The 21,332-nt window shown below is 60.2% G+C and carries 20 protein-coding genes; 9 read left to right on the forward strand and 11 right to left on the reverse strand.

What is annotated here, in order from left to right; translation table 11 throughout:
• The first annotated feature begins 58 nt into the window (after positions 1 to 58).
• From ACA079_RS28580 to lnt, 4 genes are read left to right on the forward strand one after another with little or no spacing between them, the layout of a single operon-like run.
• Positions 59 to 1,075 (forward strand): PhoH family protein, encoded by a 1,017-nt coding sequence (locus ACA079_RS28580; RefSeq protein ID WP_497701733.1) that lies wholly within the window; start codon positions 59 to 61, stop codon positions 1,073 to 1,075.
• On the forward strand, positions 1,068 to 1,562 hold the full coding sequence (gene ybeY / locus ACA079_RS28585; RefSeq protein ID WP_497701734.1) for an rRNA maturation RNase YbeY: 495 nt from the start codon (positions 1,068 to 1,070) through the stop codon (positions 1,560 to 1,562). Before ACA079_RS28580 ends, ybeY begins: the two co-directional genes overlap by 8 nt.
• 5 nt (positions 1,563 to 1,567) lie before the next feature.
• Positions 1,568 to 2,407 carry a CorC family transporter gene (locus ACA079_RS28590; RefSeq protein WP_008152854.1) on the forward strand — a complete coding sequence of 280 codons (840 nt, stop codon included), beginning with the start codon at positions 1,568 to 1,570 and terminating at the stop codon, positions 2,405 to 2,407.
• Between the two features lie 8 nt (positions 2,408 to 2,415).
• Positions 2,416 to 3,939, forward strand: a complete 1,524-nt coding sequence (gene lnt, locus ACA079_RS28595) for an apolipoprotein N-acyltransferase (protein WP_497701735.1) — start codon at positions 2,416 to 2,418, stop codon at positions 3,937 to 3,939.
• A 114-nt stretch (positions 3,940 to 4,053) separates the two neighbouring features.
• Here lnt and ACA079_RS28600 read toward each other — a convergent pair whose 3' ends face one another.
• A complete protein-coding gene (locus ACA079_RS28600; protein ID WP_497701736.1) occupies positions 4,054 to 4,815 on the reverse strand; it encodes a YdcF family protein in 762 nt (253 codons plus the stop codon).
• A 108-nt stretch (positions 4,816 to 4,923) separates the two neighbouring features.
• The gene (locus ACA079_RS28605) at positions 4,924 to 5,244 is read right to left on the reverse strand and encodes a hypothetical protein (protein WP_046055542.1); all 321 of its coding nucleotides are present in this window, start codon (positions 5,242 to 5,244) and stop codon (positions 4,924 to 4,926) included.
• Positions 5,245 to 5,523: 279 nt separating this feature from the next.
• On the opposite strand from ACA079_RS28605, the gene leuS reads away from it, so the two are divergent.
• The 5 genes from leuS to ACA079_RS28630 all read left to right on the forward strand — a co-directional run bounded on the left by leuS (position 5,524) and on the right by ACA079_RS28630 (position 11,642).
• A complete protein-coding gene (gene leuS / locus ACA079_RS28610; RefSeq protein ID WP_497701737.1) occupies positions 5,524 to 8,130 on the forward strand; it encodes a leucine--tRNA ligase in 2,607 nt (868 codons plus the stop codon).
• 88 nt (positions 8,131 to 8,218) lie between these two features.
• The gene (locus ACA079_RS28615) at positions 8,219 to 8,824 is read left to right on the forward strand and encodes an LPS-assembly lipoprotein LptE (protein WP_497701738.1); all 606 of its coding nucleotides are present in this window, start codon (positions 8,219 to 8,221) and stop codon (positions 8,822 to 8,824) included.
• Between the two features lie 39 nt (positions 8,825 to 8,863).
• On the forward strand, positions 8,864 to 9,901 hold the full coding sequence (gene holA / locus ACA079_RS28620) for a DNA polymerase III subunit delta (protein ID WP_497701739.1): 1,038 nt from the start codon (positions 8,864 to 8,866) through the stop codon (positions 9,899 to 9,901).
• Positions 9,902 to 10,092: 191 nt separating this feature from the next.
• Positions 10,093 to 10,257 (forward strand): alternative ribosome rescue factor ArfA, encoded by a 165-nt coding sequence (arfA, locus tag ACA079_RS28625; RefSeq protein ID WP_056744572.1) that lies wholly within the window; start codon positions 10,093 to 10,095, stop codon positions 10,255 to 10,257.
• Positions 10,258 to 10,319: 62 nt separating this feature from the next.
• Positions 10,320 to 11,642: a lytic murein transglycosylase gene (locus ACA079_RS28630; protein ID WP_497701740.1), complete on the forward strand. Its 1,323-nt coding sequence runs from the start codon at positions 10,320 to 10,322 to the stop codon at positions 11,640 to 11,642.
• Positions 11,643 to 11,764: 122 nt separating this feature from the next.
• Here ACA079_RS28630 and ACA079_RS28635 read toward each other — a convergent pair whose 3' ends face one another.
• The 9 genes from ACA079_RS28635 to mrdA form a co-directional block, all read right to left on the reverse strand.
• Entirely contained in the window at positions 11,765 to 12,715 is a 951-nt protein-coding gene (locus ACA079_RS28635; protein WP_497701741.1) for a S66 peptidase family protein, read from the reverse strand.
• A gap of 174 nt (positions 12,716 to 12,889) precedes the next feature.
• Positions 12,890 to 13,912 carry a lipoyl synthase gene (gene lipA / locus ACA079_RS28640; RefSeq protein ID WP_008152832.1) on the reverse strand — a complete coding sequence of 341 codons (1,023 nt, stop codon included), beginning with the start codon at positions 13,910 to 13,912 and terminating at the stop codon, positions 12,890 to 12,892.
• A gap of 1 nt (position 13,913) precedes the next feature.
• A complete protein-coding gene (lipB, locus tag ACA079_RS28645; RefSeq protein WP_008152829.1) occupies positions 13,914 to 14,561 on the reverse strand; it encodes a lipoyl(octanoyl) transferase LipB in 648 nt (215 codons plus the stop codon).
• Positions 14,561 to 14,836 carry a DUF493 domain-containing protein gene (locus tag ACA079_RS28650; protein WP_129440902.1) on the reverse strand — a complete coding sequence of 92 codons (276 nt, stop codon included), beginning with the start codon at positions 14,834 to 14,836 and terminating at the stop codon, positions 14,561 to 14,563. Before ACA079_RS28650 ends, lipB begins: the two co-directional genes overlap by 1 nt.
• Positions 14,837 to 14,916: 80 nt before the next feature.
• Entirely contained in the window at positions 14,917 to 16,074 is a 1,158-nt protein-coding gene (locus ACA079_RS28655; RefSeq protein ID WP_497701742.1) for a D-alanyl-D-alanine carboxypeptidase family protein, read from the reverse strand.
• A 183-nt stretch (positions 16,075 to 16,257) separates the two neighbouring features.
• The gene (locus ACA079_RS28660; RefSeq protein ID WP_497701743.1) at positions 16,258 to 17,268 is read right to left on the reverse strand and encodes a septal ring lytic transglycosylase RlpA family protein; all 1,011 of its coding nucleotides are present in this window, start codon (positions 17,266 to 17,268) and stop codon (positions 16,258 to 16,260) included.
• The gene (gene mltB, locus ACA079_RS28665; protein ID WP_497701744.1) at positions 17,268 to 18,278 is read right to left on the reverse strand and encodes a lytic murein transglycosylase B; all 1,011 of its coding nucleotides are present in this window, start codon (positions 18,276 to 18,278) and stop codon (positions 17,268 to 17,270) included. Before mltB ends, ACA079_RS28660 begins: the two co-directional genes overlap by 1 nt.
• Before the next feature lie 17 nt (positions 18,279 to 18,295).
• Complete coding sequence (rodA, locus tag ACA079_RS28670) at positions 18,296 to 19,399, reverse strand: rod shape-determining protein RodA (protein WP_161990844.1); 1,104 nt, start codon at positions 19,397 to 19,399, stop codon at positions 18,296 to 18,298.
• Between the two features lie 31 nt (positions 19,400 to 19,430).
• A complete protein-coding gene (gene mrdA, locus ACA079_RS28675) occupies positions 19,431 to 21,326 on the reverse strand; it encodes a penicillin-binding protein 2 (protein WP_497701745.1) in 1,896 nt (631 codons plus the stop codon).
• Positions 21,327 to 21,332: the final 6 nt, after the last annotated feature.

Consider the following 21,332-nt stretch of genomic DNA (forward strand, 5'->3'; position numbering starts at 1 on the left):
GGCCACTGGCGTTATCCTTGATTTCATCTTAATTGCCCCAGGGCGGCTAAATACGACCTTGAACGCACCCATAGAACCACATCGTTTTATCCTCGAGCCTTTTGAAGCTCGCCGCTTCGCCAATCTGTGCGGGCAATTCGACGAGCATCTGCGCTTGATCGAACAGCGCCTGACCATCGAGATCCGCAACCGCGGAAACCAGTTCGAACTGATCGGCGAGCCCAAGCACACCACCTCCGCGGAAAACCTCCTGCGCCGCCTGTACCGGGAAACCAAGGGTACCGAGCTGTCGCCGGACATGGTTCACCTGTTCCTGCAGGAATCGGCCGTCCAAGAGCTGGACAACGTCTCCCCCTCCGAACCTTCCGTCGCCCTGCGCACCAAAAAAGGCATGATTCGCCCTCGCGGCTTGAATCAGTTGCGCTACGTGAAGGAAATCCTCGGTAACGACATCAACTTCGGCATCGGCCCGGCCGGTACCGGCAAGACCTATCTGGCCGTTGCCTGCGCGGTAGACGCACTGGAACGCGAGCAGATTCGCCGCATCCTGCTGGTGCGTCCTGCGGTTGAAGCGGGCGAAAAGCTTGGCTTCCTGCCTGGCGACCTGTCGCAGAAGATCGACCCGTACCTGCGCCCGCTCTACGACGCACTCTACGAAATGCTCGGTTTTGAACACGTCGCCAAGCTGATCGAGCGTCAGGTGATCGAAGTTGCGCCGCTGGCCTACATGCGCGGTCGCACCTTGAACAACAGTTTCATCATCCTCGACGAAAGCCAGAACACCACCGTCGAGCAAATGAAGATGTTCCTGACCCGGATCGGCTTCGGCTCTACCGCGGTCATCACCGGTGACATCACCCAGGTCGACCTGCCGAAAGGCACCAAATCCGGGCTGCACCATGTGATCGAAGTGCTCAAGGACGTACCGGGAATCAGCTTTACCCATTTCATGCCCAAAGACGTCGTGCGCCATCCACTGGTGCAGCGCATCGTCGAAGCCTACGAGCGCTTCGAGAATCGCGTAGCCGACGAACCGGCGAAGTTCTCGTCCAAGGACAATCGCCACGATGCTTGAGCTTGATCTGCAACTGGCTACCGACGCGCCTGCCCCAAGCGAAGCCGAGTTCCGCCAATGGTGTGAACTGGCGCTGCGCCAGCGCACAGCCGACTCCGAAATGACCATTCGTTTGGTCGATGAAGAGGAAGGTCGTGAGCTGAATCACACCTGGCGGCAAAAGGATTACGCCACTAACGTCTTGTCGTTTCCTGCCGATGTGCCCGACGAGTTTCTCGACATCCCGCTGCTGGGCGATCTGGTGATCTGCGTGGCGGTGGTCGAGCGCGAAGCCGCCGAACAAGGCAAAGCTCTTAACGCCCATTGGGCGCATCTGGTGATTCACGGCTGCTTGCATCTGTTGGGTTACGACCATATAGATGACGATGAAGCCGAAGAAATGGAAGCACTGGAACGAACGTTGCTTGCAGAGTTGGGCTATCCCGACCCGTATGCGGACGACGAAACAGACGCATCCCCTATCGTTACAACAAAGGATTCAGAGTAATCGCTATGAGCGAAGATCGATCGAGCAACGGGCAAAAGTCATGGCTGGGTAAGCTCACCCAGGCTTTTGCCCACGAGCCGAAGAACCGCCAGGAGCTGCTGGAGCTGCTGCGCGATGCACATCAAAACAAGTTGCTGGACAGCGAAGCGCTGGCCATCGTCGAAGGCGCCATCCAGGTTGCTGACCTGCAAGTACGGGACATCATGGTCCCGCGCTCGCAGATGATCAGCATCAAGGCGACCCAGACACCCCGCGAGTTCCTGCCTGCCGTGGTCGACTCGGCCCACTCCCGCTACCCGGTGATCGGCGAAAGCCACGATGACGTGATGGGCGTGTTGCTGGCCAAGGACTTGCTGCCGTTGATCCTCAAGGAGAACGGCGACAGCTTCAACATCAAGGACCTGCTGCGCCCGGCCACCTTCGTGCCCGAGTCCAAGCGTCTGAATGTGCTGCTGCGCGAGTTCCGCGCCAACCACAACCACATGGCCATCGTCATCGACGAATACGGCGGTGTGGCGGGCCTGGTGACCATCGAAGACGTGCTGGAACAAATCGTCGGCGACATCGAAGACGAGCATGACGTCGAAGAAGACAGCTACATCAAGCCGCTGCCCAGCGGTGATTTCCTGATCAAGGCCCTGACGCCGATCGAGAACTTCAACGAGTTCTTCGACAGCCAATTCTCCGATGACGAATTCGACACTGTCGGCGGTCTGGTGATGAGCGCGTTCGGGCACCTGCCAAAACGCAACGAAATCACTGAAATCGGCCCTTATCGCTTCCGCATCCTGAACGCCGACAGCCGTCGGATTCACCTGCTGCGCCTGACACCCATTGCCCGTTAAGGATTGACATGCTCCGCGTAACCCGCCCCGGCTGGCCCGGTAACCTGCTGGCCGTGGCGGCCGGTGCACTCACCACCCTGGCCCTGGCGCCGTTCGATATCTGGCCGCTGGCATTGCTGGCGGTCGGCTTCTTCTATGCCGGCTTACGCGAACTGAGCCCCCGCCAAGCCTTGGGCCGTGGCTGGTGTTTCGGTTTCGGCCTGTTTGGCGCTGGCACCAGTTGGATCTACTACAGCATTCACCACTTCGGCGGCGCTTCGGTGCTATTGGCCGGTTTCCTGATGCTGATCTTCACGGCGGCGATTGCCTGGTTCTTCGCCCTGCCCGCCTGGATCTGGGCGCGCTGGCTGCGCCGTAACGAAGCACCGCTGGCCGACGCCCTGGCGTTCGCGGCGCTGTGGGTCGGTCAGGAAGCGTTTCGCGGCTGGTTCCTGACTGGTTTTCCCTGGCTTTATTCCGGCTACAGCCAGCTCGACGGCCCGTTGGCCGGGCTCGCGCCACTCGGCGGAATGTGGCTGATCTCCTTCACCCTGGCCCTGACGGCCGCGCTGATCTGTAACGCTTTGCGTCTGGTGCGCACAAACCGCAAAGGTTTCATCGCCGCGGGTGTGTTGCTGCTGGTCGGCCCTTGGGTGGCCGGCATGGCGCTCAAGGAACACGCCTGGACAACCCCGGCGGGTGCTCCGCTGAGTGTCGCGGCGATTCAGGGCAACATCGAACAAAGCATGAAGTGGGACCCGGCGCAGCTCAACGCGCAGCTGGCGCTGTACCGCGACATGAGCTTCAGCTCGAAACGGGTCGACTTGCTGATCTGGCCGGAAACGGCCATTCCGGTGCTCAAGGAGTCCGCCGAGGGCTACCTGAACGTGATGGGAAACTTCGCTGCAGAGCGGCAATCCGCGCTGATTACCGGCGTACCGATTCGCGAGGAAGTCCATCACCAGAAGCGTTTCTACAACGGCATCACCGTCGTGGGCGAAGGCGATGGCACTTACCTCAAACAGAAGCTGGTACCGTTTGGCGAATATGTTCCGTTGCAGGACGTGCTGCGCGGGCTGATCGCCTTCTTCGACCTGCCGATGTCGGACTTTGCCCGTGGCCCGGCTGATCAGCCGATGCTGCAGGCCAAGGGTTATCAAATTGCGCCGTTCATCTGCTACGAAGTGGTTTACCCGGAATTCGCCGCCAGCCTTGCGGCGCGTAGCGATCTGCTGCTGACCATCAGCAATGACACCTGGTTCGGCACGTCCATTGGCCCGCTGCAACACTTGCAAATGGCGCAGATGCGCGCACTGGAGGCCGGTCGCTGGATGATCCGCGCCACCAACAACGGCGTGACCGGTTTGATCAACCCGTTCGGCCAGATCACTGTCCAGATCCCGCAGTTTGAGCGCGGCATTTTGTACGGTGAGGTGGTGCCCATGCACAACCTGACGCCTTATCTGGAATGGCGTTCGTGGCCGCTGATCATTGTTTGCATGTTGCTGTTTGGTTGGGCGTTGGTGGCGAGCCGGATGGCCAAGACCGTTTAGGTATCGCGGCGCCTGCAAAAAGATCGCAGCCTCGTTTCACTCGACAGCTCCTACAAGGGAATGCGTAACCCCGTAGGAGCTGTCGAGTGAAACGAGGCTGCGATCTTTTGATCTTCAGCGGTAAAACAACGAATACCCGATCTGCCCCACCGCCTCATTCAACAACTGCCCGCTCTGCCAGATCGACTTGAATTCCGGCATCCAGCCACCCAGTGGCCGGGCGTTGTCCACGCCTAAAAACCCCACCGGCGCTGGCACCACTTCAAATCCTGCCTTTTTGAAACTCCAGACCGCTCGTGGCATGTGCCAGGCCTGAGTCACGACGACCACGCGTTTGATCCCTTCCGGCAACAACACCTCGGCGCTGAGCTGAGCGTTCTCCTGGGTCGTGCGGCTGCGCCCTTCCTGCCAACGCACGGCCACGCCGAAATCATCGCGTAACGAGTCCGCCATCAACTTCGCTTCGGTCGGAGGGGTGCCGTAATGCAGGCCACCGCTGGTCAGAATCGGCAAACCGGAGGCCTTGGCCAGCCGCGCCGCATAGCGCTCGCGCTCCAGGCCCACGCCCGTTGGCTGATCAGCGCCCCATGCCAGATCGCCCCGCTCACGCCCCGAACCGAGCACCACGATCGCATCGGCGCGTTGACTCAGCGTTGCCCAATCATCGCGAGCCAGCGGCGCTTCACGCTCCAGCGCCTTGGCGCCCCACTGCACCATCACCGGCAAGCTCATCAGCCAGAAGCCGCCCACGCCCAGCGCAAAGCAGAATCCGGCAAGGCGCGGTCTTGAGCGACGCAACCACCAGGCAAGCACCAACAGCAGCAAAAGAATGCCGGGCGGCAACAGGAGTTGTTTAACGAAATATCGAAAAGGCATCGAGCATCTCCAAAAAGATGCCCGAAGCCTAAGTGGGTTGACGCAATGCGACAACAAATACGGAAGGACTATGCTTCACAAATACATCAGACATTACTTCCAGTGTCCTTACTTGAATTGCAAAGACCGGACCTTTACCGCGTCCCTGCCGGGAACCTTGTCCTTGAGCCAGATGATCTTGGCCGAACGTGGTGCGTCGAGTTGCTTCACTGCTTCTGACAAGCATCCGTGTGTCTCACGTTCACTGCGATCGAGATACGCCTTGACCAGTGCAAACTCTGCGGGGCTCAAGCCACGCAATTCCAGTTCCAGCGGACGCTCATCGCGTAACCGGCCAGCGGTTTTTGCCGCATCCAGGGCCATTCCCAGACGATCGATCAGTCTTTCGTACAACTCCGGTTTTGTAACTTTTTGCCGTGACTCAACCATCCATCACCTCATTGAAGATAAGACTCACTCCCCATTTAGAGCTTAGCCCCCATGAACAAACCGGCTGAATGCTGCGACCAACGGCCCTCGCAGCGGTTTTTGGGCGACCCGCAGCAGTAATCAGGGTTTCCCTCGGTAGAGTGCGGTCATGTATGCTACGGCGCTTCCTGTAACTCCACTTCCAGCTCGTCTGGGCACCGAAACGCCGATTTGGCGTGATCACCGTCCAGCGTTGCATTGAAGAGGATTAGGCCACCCCTATTCAGTTCAAAAGTAGCCATGCACGAACAATATCAGCCCCGTGAAATCGAAGCCGCCGCCCAGTCGTTCTGGGACGAGCAAAAGTCCTTTGAAGTCAGTGAACAGCCAGGCAAGGAGACTTTCTACTGCCTGTCGATGTTCCCTTACCCCAGCGGCAAGCTACACATGGGGCACGTGCGCAACTACACCATCGGCGACGTGATCTCCCGCTATCAGCGCATGCAAGGCAAGAACGTCCTGCAACCCATGGGTTGGGACGCCTTCGGCATGCCGGCGGAAAACGCCGCGATGAAGAACAACGTAGCGCCCGCCAAGTGGACCTACGAAAACATCGCCTACATGAAAACCCAGCTGCGCAGCCTGGGCCTCGCGGTGGACTGGTCCCGCGAAGTCACCACCTGCAAGCCTGACTACTACCGCTGGGAACAATGGCTGTTCACTCGCCTGTTCGAAAAAGGCGTGATCTACAAAAAAAGCGGCACCGTGAACTGGGACCCGGTCGACCAGACCGTCCTGGCCAACGAACAGGTGATCGACGGTCGCGGCTGGCGTTCCGGCGCGCTGATCGAAAAGCGCGAAATTCCGATGTACTACTTCAAGATCACCGCCTACGCGGATGAGCTGCTGGAGAGCCTCGACGAACTGACTGGCTGGCCTGAACAGGTCAAGACCATGCAGCGCAACTGGATCGGCAAATCCCGCGGCATGGAAGTGCAGTTCCCGTACAACGTCGACTCCATTGGCGAAACCGGTGCGCTGAAAGTCTTCACCACCCGTCCGGACACCTTGATGGGCGCAACCTACGTTGCCGTGGCCGCCGAACACCATCTGGCTACCTTGGCCGCGCAGAACAACCCTGAGCTGCAAGCGTTCATCGCTGAATGCAAGGGCGGCAGCGTCGCCGAAGCCGACGTCGCCACTCAAGAGAAAAAAGGCCTGCCGACCTCGCTGTTCGTCGAGCACCCGCTGACCGGTGAGAAGCTCCCGGTGTGGGTCGCCAACTATGTGCTGATGCACTACGGCGATGGCGCGGTCATGGCAGTACCGGCTCACGACGAACGTGATTTCGAGTTCGCCACCAAGTACAACCTGCCGATCAAGTCCGTGGTGCGCACCAGTTCCGGTGACACCAATCCGGCTCCATGGCAGGACGCTTACGGCGAGCACGGCACGCTGATCAACTCCGGCGAGTTCGACGGCCTGGACTTCGTTGGTGCGTTCGACGCTATTGAAGTCGCGCTGATCAAGAAGAACCTCGGCGCCTCGCGTACCCAGTTCCGCCTGCGCGACTGGGGCATCAGCCGCCAGCGCTACTGGGGCTGCCCGATCCCGATCATCCACTGCACCACTTGCGGTGATGTGCCGGTCCCGGAAGATCAGTTGCCAGTCATATTGCCGGAAGACGTCGTACCGGACGGCGCTGGTTCGCCACTGGCGCGCATGCCCGAGTTCTACGAGTGCAGCTGCCCGAAATGCGGCGCACCGGCCAAGCGTGAAACCGACACCATGGACACCTTCGTCGAGTCCTCGTGGTACTACGCCCGTTACGCCTCGCCGCACTATGAAGGCGGTCTGGTGGAAAAATCGGCGGCCGACCATTGGTTGCCGGTGGACCAGTACATCGGCGGTATCGAACACGCCATTCTTCACCTGCTCTATGCGCGCTTCTTCCACAAGCTGATGCGCGATGAAGGCCTGGTGAGCTCCAATGAGCCGTTCAAGAATCTGCTGACCCAAGGCATGGTGATCGCCGAGACCTACTATCGTCGCGAAGCCAACGGTGCCTACACGTGGTTCAACCCGGCGGACGTCGAACTCGAACGCGACAGCAAAGCCAAAGTAATTAGCGCCAAGCTGATCGCAGACGGCCTGCCGGTGGAAATCGGTGGCACCGAGAAGATGGCCAAGTCGAAGAACAACGGCGTTGACCCACAGTCGATGATTGACCAGTTCGGCGCAGACACCTGCCGCCTGTTCATGATGTTCGCCTCGCCACCTGACATGAGCGCGGAATGGTCCGACTCCGGAGTGGAAGGTTCGCACCGCTTCCTCAAGCGCGTCTGGCGCCTGGCTCAAGCCCACGTCACTCAGGGCCTGCCGGGCAAACTGGACGTCGCCGGCCTGAATGACGAGCAGAAAGCCATTCGCCGTTCGATCCACCAGGCCATCAAGCAGGCCAGCCACGACGTCGGCCAGAACCACAAATTCAACACCGCCATCGCTCAGGTGATGACGCTGATGAACGTGCTGGAAAAAGCCGCGCAAGGCACCGAACAGGATCGCGCACTGATTCACGAAGGCCTGGAAACCGTGGTCCTGCTGCTGGCGCCAATCACTCCGCACATCAGCCACGAGCTGTGGCATCGCCTGGGTCACGCCGATCCGGTGATCGACGCCGCTTGGCCGGTGCTGGACGAGAACGCTCTGGTGCAAGACAGCCTGCAACTGGTCATCCAGGTCAACGGCAAGCTGCGCGGCCACATCGAAATGCCCGCCAGCGCCAGCCGCGAAGAAGTCGAAGCCGCCGCACGGGCCAACGAGAACGTGCTGCGCTTTGTCGACGGTCTGACCATTCGTAAAGTGATCGTAGTGCCCGGGAAACTGGTCAATATCGTCGCCAGCTAATTGGATCAGGCGCCAGGTCATGCCTGGCGCCGAGTAAAACCTTTCGGGCCGCAAGATCGGCCCACATGGTTTCAAGGGGAGCAACAAAATGATCAAACGCAATCTGCTGGTGATGGGCCTTGCGGTCCTGTTGAGCGCCTGCGGTTTCCAGCTGCGCGGCACCGGCACCACCGAACTGGCGATCAAGGAACTCGACCTGAGTGCCCGTAACGCCTACGGCGAAACCGTGACTCAACTGCGCCAGGTACTCGAAAGCAGCGGCGTCAAGGTCTACAGCGGCGCACCTTACAAGCTGGTGTTGACCGATGAGCAGGAAAGCCAGCGCATTCTCAGCTACGCAGGTGCCGGTCGTACTGGCGAGTATCAGGTGACTACGGTGCTGAACTACGATATCCGTGGTGGGCGCAACCTTTCGCTGCTGAGCGACAAGCTCGAAGTGCAAAAGGTCTTCATGCACGACGGCAACAACCTGGTGGGTTCCGACCAGGAAGGCAACGACGCCCGCAAGGAAACCCGTCGTGAACTGGTTCAACGGATGATGCTGCGCCTGCAACAGATCACGCCGACCCAGCTGGATCAGCTGCAACAGACCGCCGAAGCCAGAGCCAAGGCTGAAGCCGATGCACTGGAAGCAGCGCAGAAGGCTGAAGCGGACACTCCGCGTCAGTCGCCAATCCAACTGCCGCAGCAGTAAGACTTACGGGGCGCTCAGGCGCCCCGTTCGACCTCTCCTATGAAACTCGCCCCCGCCCAACTCGCTAAACACCTGCAAGGTGCCCTCGCGCCGGTCTACATCATCAGTGGCGATGACCCGCTGCTGTGTCAGGAAGCCGCCGACGCCATTCGTGCCGCTGCCCGCCAACAGGGATTCGACGAGCGCCAGGTCTTCGCCGCCGACGCCAGTTTCGACTGGGGAACGTTGCTGCAAGCCGGCGCGAGCATGTCGCTGTTCGCCGAAAAGCGCCTGTTGGAACTGCGTCTGCCGTCCGGCAAACCCGGTGACAAAGGCGCTGCCGCGTTTATCGAGTACTGCTCACGGCCCGCCGAAGACACGGTGTTGCTGATCAGCCTGCCGAAACTTGATGGCAGTGCGCAGAAAACCAAGTGGGGCAAGGCGCTGGTCGAAGGTCAGCAGACCCAGTTTGTGCAAATCTGGCCGATAGAGGCCAACCAGTTGCCGAGCTGGATCCGTCAACGGTTGTCCCAGGCGGGGCTTTCCGCCAGCCAGGACGCCGTCGAACTGATCGCCGCACGGGTCGAGGGCAACCTGCTCGCGGCTGCTCAGGAAATCGAAAAGCTCAAACTGATGGCCGAAAGTGGTCAGATCACTGTCGAAACCGTGCAAGCGGCCGTCGCTGACAGTGCGCGCTTCGATGTCTTTGGACTGACCGATGCGATTCTCAACGGCGAAGCGGCTCATGCCCTGCGCATGCTCGAAGGCCTGCGCGGTGAAGGCGTCGAACCACCCGTGATTCTCTGGGCGCTGGCCCGGGAGCTGCGTCTGTTGGCCAACCTGTCGCTGCAGTACAGCCAGGGCGTGCCACTGGACAAAGCCTTCAGCTCAGCCCGACCGCCGGTCTGGGACAAACGCAAACCATTGATGAGCAAAGCCTTGCAACGCTACTCGGCGCAACGCTGGGCGCAGTTGTTGCTGGAAGCTCAGCGCATCGACGCACAGATCAAAGGCCAGGCGGCCGGTTCGCCGTGGATGAGCCTCAGTCGGTTGTCGTTGTTGATGGCCGGCCAAAGATTGTCGTTGCCCGCCGAATAAGATCAAAAGATCGCAGCCTCGTTTCACTCGACAGCTCCTACAGGGGGCGCATTCCAATGTAGGAGCTGCCGAAGGCTGCGATCTTTTGATCTTGCTTCCTACAAATAAAATCTGAATTTCCCCTCTAGACAGCCCCCCGACTTCGGCCGATGATTTGCCCCGCAAAACCCACTCACTTGCGAGAAATCATCATGAGCAAAAAGCCATCCAAGCATGGCCCCAACAAGGCCAAATCCATCATCGCCCAGCCACTGTTCCGCAGCCGTCAGGAACCAGCCGGCAAGGGCAAAGGCAGCTACCGCCGCGAAGCCTTCCAGTCTAATAGCTGGGAGGCTTCTTACTTTCTGGCGGCCTGAAAGGCAAGCGCTCGCTCAACATGTTAAGGTCTGCACCTGATTCGTACTCCCTGGACCCGTGCATGCCCCTTTGTATTTCCCGTCGTTGGCCCCTGCGCCAACTGATAGCTGCCTCCAGCCTCGTTTTGCTAGTCGCCTGCGCGGAAAAACCGACCGCAGCCGACGCCAAGCCGCTTCAGACCCTCCCCGTCGCGACAGCCCCTGCGGTCATTCCGCCCGTGGTTCCGACTGGTGAAAATCTCGATATCCAGCCCACCCAGACCTTCGCCGAATGGCAGGCAGGTTTCCGTAAGGACGCTCTGGCCGCCGGCATCCGTGCCGACCTGTTCGACCGCGCCTTCGCCAATGTCAGCCTCGACACCAGCGTGATTCGCGCCGACCGCAGTCAGCCGGAATTTTCCCGCCCTGTGTGGGAATACCTCGACGGCGCCCTTTCGCCGTTGCGGGTACGCAAAGGCGAGGCGCTGGTCAGCCAGTACGCCGACATCCTGCAAAGCATCGAGCAGCGCTACGGCGTCGATCGTCAGGCACTGGTCTCGGTGTGGGGCATGGAAAGTAACTTCGGACAATTTCAGGGCAACAAGTCGGTGATTAACTCCCTGGCGACCCTGGCCTATGAAGGCCGGCGTCCCGGGTTTGCCCACGCGCAACTGATCGCCGCCCTGCAGATCCTGCAACAGGGTGATATCGAGCCTGAGAAAATGCTTGGCTCCTGGGCTGGTGCCATGGGCCAGACCCAGTTCATCCCGACCACCTACAACACCCACGCTGTGGACTTCGATGGCGACGGCCGCCGCGACATCTGGGGCAGCCCGGCCGACGCGCTGGCCTCGACGGCGCACTACCTGCAAAGCTCGGGCTGGCAGAAAGGCCAGCCGTGGGGCTTTGAAGTGCAGCTACCGGGCAGTTTCAACTACGTCCTGGCCGATGGCACGATTCGCAAGAGCGTCGCTGAATGGCTGCAACTGGGCGTCACCCTGCCCAATGGCGGCCAAGTCCCGGCAGGCTCCGAACACCTGTCAGCCGCCCTGCTGCTGCCGGCCGGTTACCGTGGCCCGGCGTTCCTGGTCCTCGACAACTTCCGCGCGATCCTCAAGTACAACAACTCATCGTCCTATGCGTTGGCGGTGAGCCTGTTGTCCGAGCGTTTCAACGGTTCAGGCTTCATCAGCGGCACGTGGCCCAAAGATGATTTGCCGCTGAGCCGTACCGAGCGGATCGAACTGCAAAGCTTGCTGAGCGCGCAGAACTATGACGCAGGCAACGCCGACGGCATCATCGGCGCCAACACCCGCAAGGCGATCCGCAGTGCCCAGCAGTCGTTTGGCTGGCCGGCGGATGGGTATCCGACGCACAAGTTGCTCGAAGGTTTGCGTAACCGATAGTCAGCCGTATGGCGGATGCCGCCTTCGCGAGCAAGCTCGCTCCCACACTGGATCTGTGTTCGACCTAAATCCAATGTGGGAGCGAGCTTGCTCGCGATGACTGACTAACAGGCGACCACTATCTAGCGCCTGACGACTACATCCTGCTCCAACACCAATTCCTTGTTCCCCGCATCCAACCTGACCAGCGCGCCCATCGGCAATGTCAGGTTCGGATCGCAATGCCCGCTGCGCCACCCTGCCAACACCGGTATCCGTAAAGGCGCAAAGGTCTGCTTGAGCAAGCGCTCCAGAGAAACCGTATCAACCCCCGCCACATCCCCCACCAGAACCCCGCGCAGCTTGTGCAGCGTGCCAGCCAGGCGCAGATGGGTCAGCAGCCGGTCGATGCGATACAGCGGCTCGTTAATGTCCTCCATGAACAGGATGACGCCCTCGGCATCCAACTCATACGGCGTGCCCATGGTTGCAGCGATCAGCGACAAATTGCCCCCCAGCAAACGCCCGTGAGCGATACCAGGCTCGATTGTGGTCAACGGGTAGGCCACCGGGTGCGTCAACACGCTACCGGCCTTCACCTGCCCTCTGAGCATGTTGAAGAACGAAGACTCGGTAGGTTTTTGCTTGTCACCCAGCAGGTCGGCGTTGAGCATCGGGCCATGAAAGGTCACGAAACCCGCATAACGGCTGATCGCCAGGTGCAGCGCGGTGATGTCGCTGTAGCCGATGAACGGCTTGGCATTGTTGCGCAGCAGCTCAAAGTCGATGCGATCGAGCAACCGCGGCGTACCGTAACCCCCACGCAAGCAAATGATGGCGTCGACCTCACTGTCGGCAAACGCCGAGTGCAGGTCATTGAGCCGCACATCGTCACTGCCGGCCAGGTAATCATCTTTCTCATACACGCCGGGGAAAACCCGCAGTGAATATCCGCGAGCGCGCATCCAGGCGATGGCTTTATCGGTGTCCAGCGCTGCGGGACCGGCGGGCGCGATGACGCCAATCAGCCCTTCTGACGGCAAGGCCGGAACGGGGGCGTGAGGACAAAGTGTGTGAGTCGGTCGAACGGTCATCCATGAATCTCCCTGCGTGAAAGCGTCAAGCACACAGTAGTCAGGAACGGGGACAAACAGAAGAGGGTCAGTCGCCCCGCAGGTTGCAGGAAAAAGCGCTGATTGCCGTGGGCAAGGCAAAAAAACGCCCGCAAGGCGCAATGCCTTGCGGGCGTTTTCATGTCTTGCAGCCGATCAGGACGACATCAGCTCGGCTTTAACCAGTTTCGCCTGCTCATCGGCGTGGTACGAGGAACGTACCAGAGGGCCGGAAGCGACGTTTTTGAAGCCCATTTTGTAACCTTCCTCGGCGAACCAGGCGAACACGTCCGGGTGCACGAAACGCTGCACCGGCAAGTGGCTGCGGGACGGTTGCAGGTACTGGCCCAGGGTCAGCATGTCGATGTCGTGTTCGCGCATGCGCTTCATGACTTCGATCACTTCTTCGTCGGTCTCGCCCAAACCCAGCATCAGGCCGGACTTGGTCGGAATGTGCGGCATCATCTGCTTGAAGCGTTGCAGCAGGGTCAGCGACCACTGGTAATCCGAACCCGGACGCGCAGCCTTGTACAGGCGCGGCACGGTTTCCAGGTTGTGGTTGAACACATCAGGCGGCTCGGCAGCGGTGATTTCCAGCGCAACGTCCATACGGCCACGGTAATCCGGGACCAGGGTTTCGAGCTGCACGTTCGGCGACAGTTTGCGGATCTCGCGGATGCAATCGGCAAAGTGCTGGGCACCGCCGTCACGCAGGTCATCGCGGTCAACCGAGGTGATCACCACGTACTTGAGTTTCAGGTCGGCGATGGCGATGGCCAGGCTTTCCGGCTCGTTGGTGTCCAATGGCTTCGGACGACCATGGCCAACGTCGCAGAACGGGCAGCGACGGGTGCAGATGTCACCCATGATCATGAAGGTCGCGGTGCCGCCGGAGAAGCATTCGCCCAGGTTCGGGCAGGACGCCTCTTCGCAGACACTGTGCAGCTTGTGTTTGCGCAGCAGGGCCTTGATGCGGTCGACTTCCGGGGAAACCGGGATACGCACGCGAATCCAGTCAGGTTTCTTCGGCAGTTCGGTGGTCGGAATGATCTTCACCGGGATACGTGCAACCTTCTCGGCGCCGCGCAGCTTGACGCCGGCTTCAACCTTGGCACGCGGGGCCGGACGCTCGGTGACATCCAGCGTCGGGATCATGGTTTGCACTGCATCAGTAGTCATATCAGTCGATTCCGCCCGTTAGGGTCGTCTGCTCAGCATAGTCGAGGTGTTTGACGAGCTGCGCGCGCAGCCGGGCACTTACCTCGGCAAATTCAATCGATCCTGCGTGATCGCTCAGCTGGGTCATCGCCAGCCCGGCGTAGCCGCAGGGATTAATCCGTCGAAACGGTTCCAGGTTCATGTCCACGTTCAGGGCCAGGCCATGAAAGGAGCAACCGTGGCGGATCCGCAGACCCAGAGACGCGATTTTCGCCCCATTGACGTAGACACCCGGAGCATCCGGCTTGGCCACGGCGGTCACGCCATAGCTGGCCAGCAACTCGATCAGGCATTGTTCCATGCGGCTGACCAGGTCACGCACACCGAAACCCAGCTTGCGCACATCGAGCAACAGGTAGGCCACCAATTGGCCGGGACCGTGATAAGTCACCTGACCACCGCGATCAACCTTTACCACCGGAATATCTCCCGGGAGTAACAAGTGCTCAGCCTTGCCGGCCTGGCCCTGGGTGAACACCGGTGGGTGCTCGACCAGCCAGATCTCGTCCGCGGCATCGCTGCCGCGTTCGTTGGTGAAGCGCTGCATGGCATGCCAGACCGGCTCGTAAGCCATCTGGCCGAGCTCGCGAAAGCCCAGCGTGCCAGACATCACAGCACCATGTGCACGAAACCGGTAGCCCGCAACTCGCTGTTGATGTCGTACAGCTGTTCTTGACCGGTGGCGATGATGTGCAGCTGGATGGTCGTGTACTTGCCGTTGGTACTCTGGCGCTCGGCCAGGGTCTTGTGGTCAACGGTCGCGTGTTTCTCAAGGATCGCGATGATCTTGTCCTTGAAACCCACGCCGGTGTCGCCGATCACCTTGATAGGGTAATCCGCGCAGGGGAATTCGATTTTTGGCGCCTTTACTTCGTTGTCTGTCATGGCGTAACGGCCTCGTAAGCCGTGGCAACGGACATGGCCCCGTTCCGGATTGGAACAGGGCCATGCAAGTCCACACTAATTCAGTTAAACAAGCCGTAGAAGAATAGACGGATGCTATCCCACATGCGGCGGAAGATACCACCCTCGTCGACCGCGTCCAGAGCGATCAGGTCAGCGCTGTGCACGACTTTGTCGTCCAGCTTCACTTCGACTTTACCGATTACGTCGCCCTTGGCGATTGGCGCAACCAGTTGCGGGTTCATGGTCATGCTGGCGGCGAGCTTTTTCAGCTGGCCTTTTGGCAGGGTCATGGTCAGGTCTTGAGCCAGGCCGGCCTTGACTTGATTGGTGGTGCCTTTCCAGACAGGAGCCTGAGCCAGCTCGGCGCCTTTCTGATAGAACGTCTGGGTTTCGAAGAAGCGGAAACCGTAGGTCAACAGCTTCTGGGTTTCGGAGGCGCGAGCCACATCGCTGTTAGTGCCGAACACCACGGCGATCAGGCGCATGCCATCACGTACGGCCGAAGACACCATGCAGTAGCCGGCTTCGTCGGTGTGACCGGTTTTCAGACCGTCGACGGTCTTGTCGCGCCACAGCAGCAGGTTGCGGTTAGGCTGCTTGATGCCGTTCCAGAAGAACTCTTTCTGCGAGTAGATCGCGTAGTGAGCCGGGTCTTCGTGGATGATCGCGCGAGCCAGCACCGCCATGTCGTGAGCCGACGAGTAGTGCTCAGGGTTTGGCAGGCCGGTCGGGTTCATGAAGTGGGTGTTGGTCAGGCCCAGTTCGGCGCCGGTTTTGTTCATCAGGTCGGCGAAAGCGTCTTCGCTGCCGGCGATGTGCTCGGAGAGCGCAACACTGGCGTCGTTGCCCGACTGGATGATGATGCCGTGCAACAGGTCGCTGACAGTGACTTGCGAGCCGACCTTGATGAACATCCGCGAACCGCCGGTACGCCAGGCGTTTTCGCTGACGGTCACCGGATCGTTTTCACCGATCTGGCCACGACGAATTTCCAGGGTCGCGATGTACGCGGTCATCAGTTTGGTCAGGCTGGCCGGAGGCAGACGCTGGTCACCGTTGTTCTCCACCAGCACGTTGCCGCTGCTGGCGTCCATGAGTACATAGGCTTTGGCGGCCAGTTGCGGTGGCGACGGCATCATCTCGACCGCGAAAGCGGCAGGCGAGAGGAGCAGCGGGACTAGCAGGCACAGGCGTTTGGCAAAGGTGGTGATGTTCATCCGTCTCTCGAAATCGCTAATGGAAACTGCCCTAAGGGGCAAAACTAATCAGACAGCTTTCTAACGAGCTGTCGCGTGTTCAGTTGTTCACTCAGAACCCTTGCCGGGCTTTTGTTCTTCAACGAGCCAACAACCAGGTCCACCCCCCAAACCGCAAGCGAACCGTCAATCAAGTACTACGTATTACTCCGCAGTGACCAGGCTCGGCGAACCGAGATTGGCCATGCGCACACTGTTCTGCACTTGCTGGATTTCACCCGGCGAGCCGATCGGCCCCAGGCGCACCCGATGCAGCGTCTGTTGATTGCGCACGATCGAGCTGATGAACACCGGAGCGCTCACCATCCCGCTGAGCTTCGATCTCAGGAGTTCTGCAGCGTCCGGGTTGGCGAACGCGCCCACCTGCAGATACTGGCCAGAGGCTGGTACAGAAGCGTTTTTTTTTGCATCGATCGGCACGGGCACAACGGCCGCGGCGTGCTGCTGCGGCGGTGGAGTCCATTGTTCGACGGTGCCGGCCGAAGCCGTAATCGTCGGGGCGCTATTTTGCGCGACTTGCGGCTCGTTAAGCATCAAAGGCGCCGGACGGCCTTTGGCTGCCCACCATTGCTGCGGGTCAATGCCTTCGACCTTGACCCGCGCGGTACCGGTTTCGGCATAGCCGAGCTTCTTGGCGGCCGCGTAGGACAAGTCGATGATTCGGTCCGAGTAGAACGGCCCGCGGTCGTTGACTCGCAGGACTACGGTCTTGTTGTTGTCCAGGTTGGTCACCCGAACGTAACTTGGCAGCGGCAAGGTCTTGTGCGCGGCACTCATGCCGTACAGGTCGTAAACCTCGCCATTGGCGGTGTTCTGACCGTGGAACTTGGTGCCATACCAGGACGCAGTGCCCGAGGCCACGTAGGTCTTGGACTCCTGCAACGGGAAATACGTCTTGCCGAGCACGGTGTATGGGTTGGCTTTATAAGGACCTGTATGCAGGGTCGGCGTGGCATCCGGGATGCGCGATACATCGACGTCCCACCACGGCGCGCCATCTTTGTGCGCGCGGTTGATGTCCAGGCCTGGCGCTGCGCGCACGGCGGTGGAAGACTTCTGGGTCGGCGCACGGCTGGTCGAACAACTGGCGACCAGCACCGCCAACGCGGCGAATGCCATCAGCTTCAGGGGTTTATTCATAGGCAATGCCCGCATTACTTGACGCCCCGTGCTTGGACCAGCTGTTCAGACAGTTGATGTACGGCCATGGCGTACATCACGCTGCGGTTATAACGCGTGATTGCGTAAAAATTCGTCAGACCCATCCAGTATTCAGGGCCATTGTCACCTTCCAGGCGGAAAGCCGTGACCGGCATATCATCGCGCAGCGCATCATGACTTGACCACCCCAGCGCCCGCAACTCCCCGACGGTTTTAGTCGGTTCGATGCCCGTGGTCAAACCTTCGTCCACGTGTTCGCCACGTACATCGGCGCGGCTGACCACCGGTTCGCCGGCCACCCAGCCGTGACGCTTGAAATAACTGGCGACGCTGCCAATGGCATCGTCCGGATTGGTCCAGATATTAATGTGGCCGTCACCGTCAAAATCCACCGCGTAAGCACGAAAACTGCTCGGCATGAACTGCGGCAAGCCCATCGCGCCAGCGTAAGAGCCTTTGAGCGTCAGCGGATCGACCTGCTCTTCCCGGGCCAGCAGCAGGAACTCACGCAATTCCTTGCGGAAAAATTCGGCACGGGGAGGATAGTCGAAACCCAGGGTCGACAAGGCGTCGATCACTCGAAAATTGCCGGTGTTGCGGCCGAAAAAGGTCTCAACGCCGATGATCGAGACGATTACCTGAGCCGGCACGCCGTATTCCTGCTCGGCACGGGCCAGTACCGCCTCGTGCTGACGCCAGAAGTCCACACCACGGGCGATGCGCGCGTCGGTGATGAACATCGGGCGATATTCGTTCCACTGCTTGACCCGCTCGGCCGGTTTCGAGATCGCGTCCAGAATCGACTGCTTGCGCTCGGCTTCGCGGAACACGCCCATCAGTTGTTCACCGGCAAAACCGTAGTCGCGGGTCATTTCACCGACGAATTCGGCCACCTGCGGTGAGCCTTCGTAATCGCCGGCCAACGCTTCGTGCGCTGTGCCAAGGATGCTTACCAGGCCGACCCATGGCGCATATCGAGTCGCCCAGCCACGCATTACTTGCATTGAAATCTTCACCTTATTCAAACCTGAGCGATCCACTTACGATGGGTATGGATCGACATCAAAACCCCAAACGCTGACAGCAGCGTCACCAGCGAAGTTCCTCCGTAGCTAATGAACGGCAACGGCACCCCCACAACCGGCAACAGGCCACTGACCATACCGATGTTGACGAAAACGTAAACAAAAAACGTCATGGTCAGGCTGCCCGCGAGCAATTTGCCGAACAATGTCTGGGCCTGGGCGGTAATCACCAGTCCGCGGCCGATCAACAGCAGGTAAATCAGCAGCAGTGCGCAGATACCCACCAGGCCGAATTCTTCACCCATGACCGCAATAATGAAGTCGGTGTGGCTTTCCGGCAGGAAATCCAGGTGCGACTGGGTGCCGAGCAACCAGCCCTTGCCGAACACACCGCCGGAACCGATGGCGGCTTTCGATTGAATGATGTTCCAGCCAGTGCCCAGCGGATCGCTTTCGGGATCGAGGAAGGTCAGGATTCGCTGCTTCTGGTAGTCGTGCATGATGAAGTACCACATGCCGACCGCCACCGGCACAGCCGCGGCAATCACGCTGAGAATCCAGCGCCAGCGCAGGCCGCCCATGAACAGAACGAACGCGCCACCGGCGAGGATCAGCAGCGAAGTGCCGAGGTCGGGCTGACGCACGATCAGGATGAACGGCAAGCCGATCAGAAACAGACTGACGCCCACATGCTTGAGCTGCGGCGGCAAGGTGCGCTTGGACAGATACCAGGCGATAGTCGCCGGCATCAGAATCTTCATGAATTCCGAGGGCTGGAAGCGGATCACCCCGGGGATGTTGATCCAGCGTGTGGCGCCCATGGCGTTGTGGCCCATGACGTCCACCACCACCAGCAACAGCACACCGATCACATAACCGACTGGCACCCAACGGGCCATGAAGCGCGGTTCGAACTGCGCAATGACGATCATCGATACCAGACCGATGCCGAACGAAGTGGCTTGCTTGGCCAGCAGATCCCAGCTCTTGCCGCTGGCCGAATACAGCACGAACAGGCTGCCGGCAGCGAGGGTCAGCAGCAGGATCAGCAACGGCCCGTCGATGTGCATGCGTTGCAACAGCGTCGCGCGGCGACGCATCACATCCTCGCTGGAGAGGATGCGATCGAAATTACTCTTCACGGGCCGTAGCCTCCGCACTGATAGGGCTGGCGTATTCGGCCTTCAACCGACCGTCCTGGTCCAGAAGCCAGGCGTCCATGATTTGACGCACCACGGGCGCGGCGACGCCGGAACCGGACTCGCCGTTCTCGACCATCACCGACACCACGATTTGCGGATTGTCGGCTGGTGCGAAGCCGACGAACAAGGCGTGGTCGCGATGGCGTTCCTGAACCTTGGAGCGGTCGTACTTCTCGCCCTGCTTGATCGCGACCACCTGGGCCGTACCACTTTTGCCCGCGATCCGGTATTGAGCGCCGATCGCCGCTTTGCGTGCCGTACCCCGGGCACCGTGCATCACCTGTTGCATGCCGTGGTTGACCTTGGTCCAGTCGGACGGGTCACGCAGAATGATGTCCGGCATCGGGTTTTCATCCTTCGGCCGCTCGCCTTCGACGGTCTTGGCCAGGTGCGGACGGTTCCAGACACCCTTGTTCGCGACCAGCGCCGTGGCCTGGGCCAGTTGCAATGGCGTTGATTGCATGTAGCCCTGACCAATCCCGAGAATCAGCGTTTCGCCCGGGTACCAGGCCTGACGCCGGGTTGCACGCTTCCATTCACGTGTAGGCATCAGCCCCGGCGACTCTTCGAACATGTCCAGCGAAACCTTTTGACCGATGCCGAACTTGCTCATGTACGCCGACAAGCGATCGATTCCCAGTTTGTGGGCCAGGTCGTAGAAGTAGGTGTCGTTGGACCGCATGATCGCCGTGTCCAGATCGACGTAGCCGTCACCGGTACGGTTCCAGTTACGGTATTTGTGATCGTAGTTGGGCAACTGGTAATAGCCGGGGTCATACACCCGACTCGACGCGGTCACAACGCCAGCATCCAGGCCGGCAATTGCCACTGCCGGTTTGATGGTCGAGCCCGGCGGGTACAGGCCGCGCAGCACGCGGTTGAATAGCGGCCGATCAATGGAATCGCGCAGCTCGGAATAGGCCTTGAAACTGATGCCGGTAACGAACAGGTTCGGATCGAAACTCGGCGCACTGACCATCGCCAGGACTTCGCCGGTTTTCGGGTCCAGCGCCACCACCGCACCACGACGACCGCCGAGTGCAGCTTCAGCCGCTTCCTGCAATTTGATGTCCAGGCTCAGGACGATGTCCTTGCCAGAAATCGGTTCGGTACGTTTGAGTACCCGCAGCACGCGGCCACGGGCGTTGGTCTCGACTTCTTCGTAACCGACCTGACCGTGCAATTCGGGCTCGTAGAAGCGCTCGATGCCGGTTTTGCCAATTTGATGGGTGCCGCTGTAACTCACCGGGTCCAGAGACTTGAGCTCTTTCTCGTTGATCCGCCCCATGTAACCCACCGAGTGCGCAAAGTGCGGGCCCTGCGGATAGTGACGCACCAACTGCGCGACCACTTCCACCCCCGGCAGACGGAACTGGTTCACCGCGATGCGGGCGATCTGTTCTTCAGTCAGCTCGAACAGGATCGGCACCGGCTCGAACGGCCGACGCCCCTGACGCATGCGTTTCTCGAAGATCACCCGGTCCTCGGGCGTCAGCTCGAGCACTTCGACAATGACGTCGAGCACTTGCTGCCAGTCGCCGGAGCGCTCGCGGGTCATGCTCAAGCTGAAGCTGGGCCGGTTATCCGCCACCACCACGCCATTGCGATCGAAGATCAAGCCCCGAGTCGGCGGAATCGGCTGCACATGGACGCGGTTGTTTTCCGACAGGGTCGAGTGGTACTCGTACTGGATCACCTGGAGGAAATACAGCCGCGCGATCAGCACAGCGATCAGCGTCACGACCGCAATTGCCCCGAACACGACGCGGCCACGCACCAGACGGGCGTCTTTTTCGTGGTCCTTGATGCGGATCGGCTGGGGCATGAGGGC

It is taken from the genome of Pseudomonas sp. LBUM1645 (genome assembly GCF_059716185.1).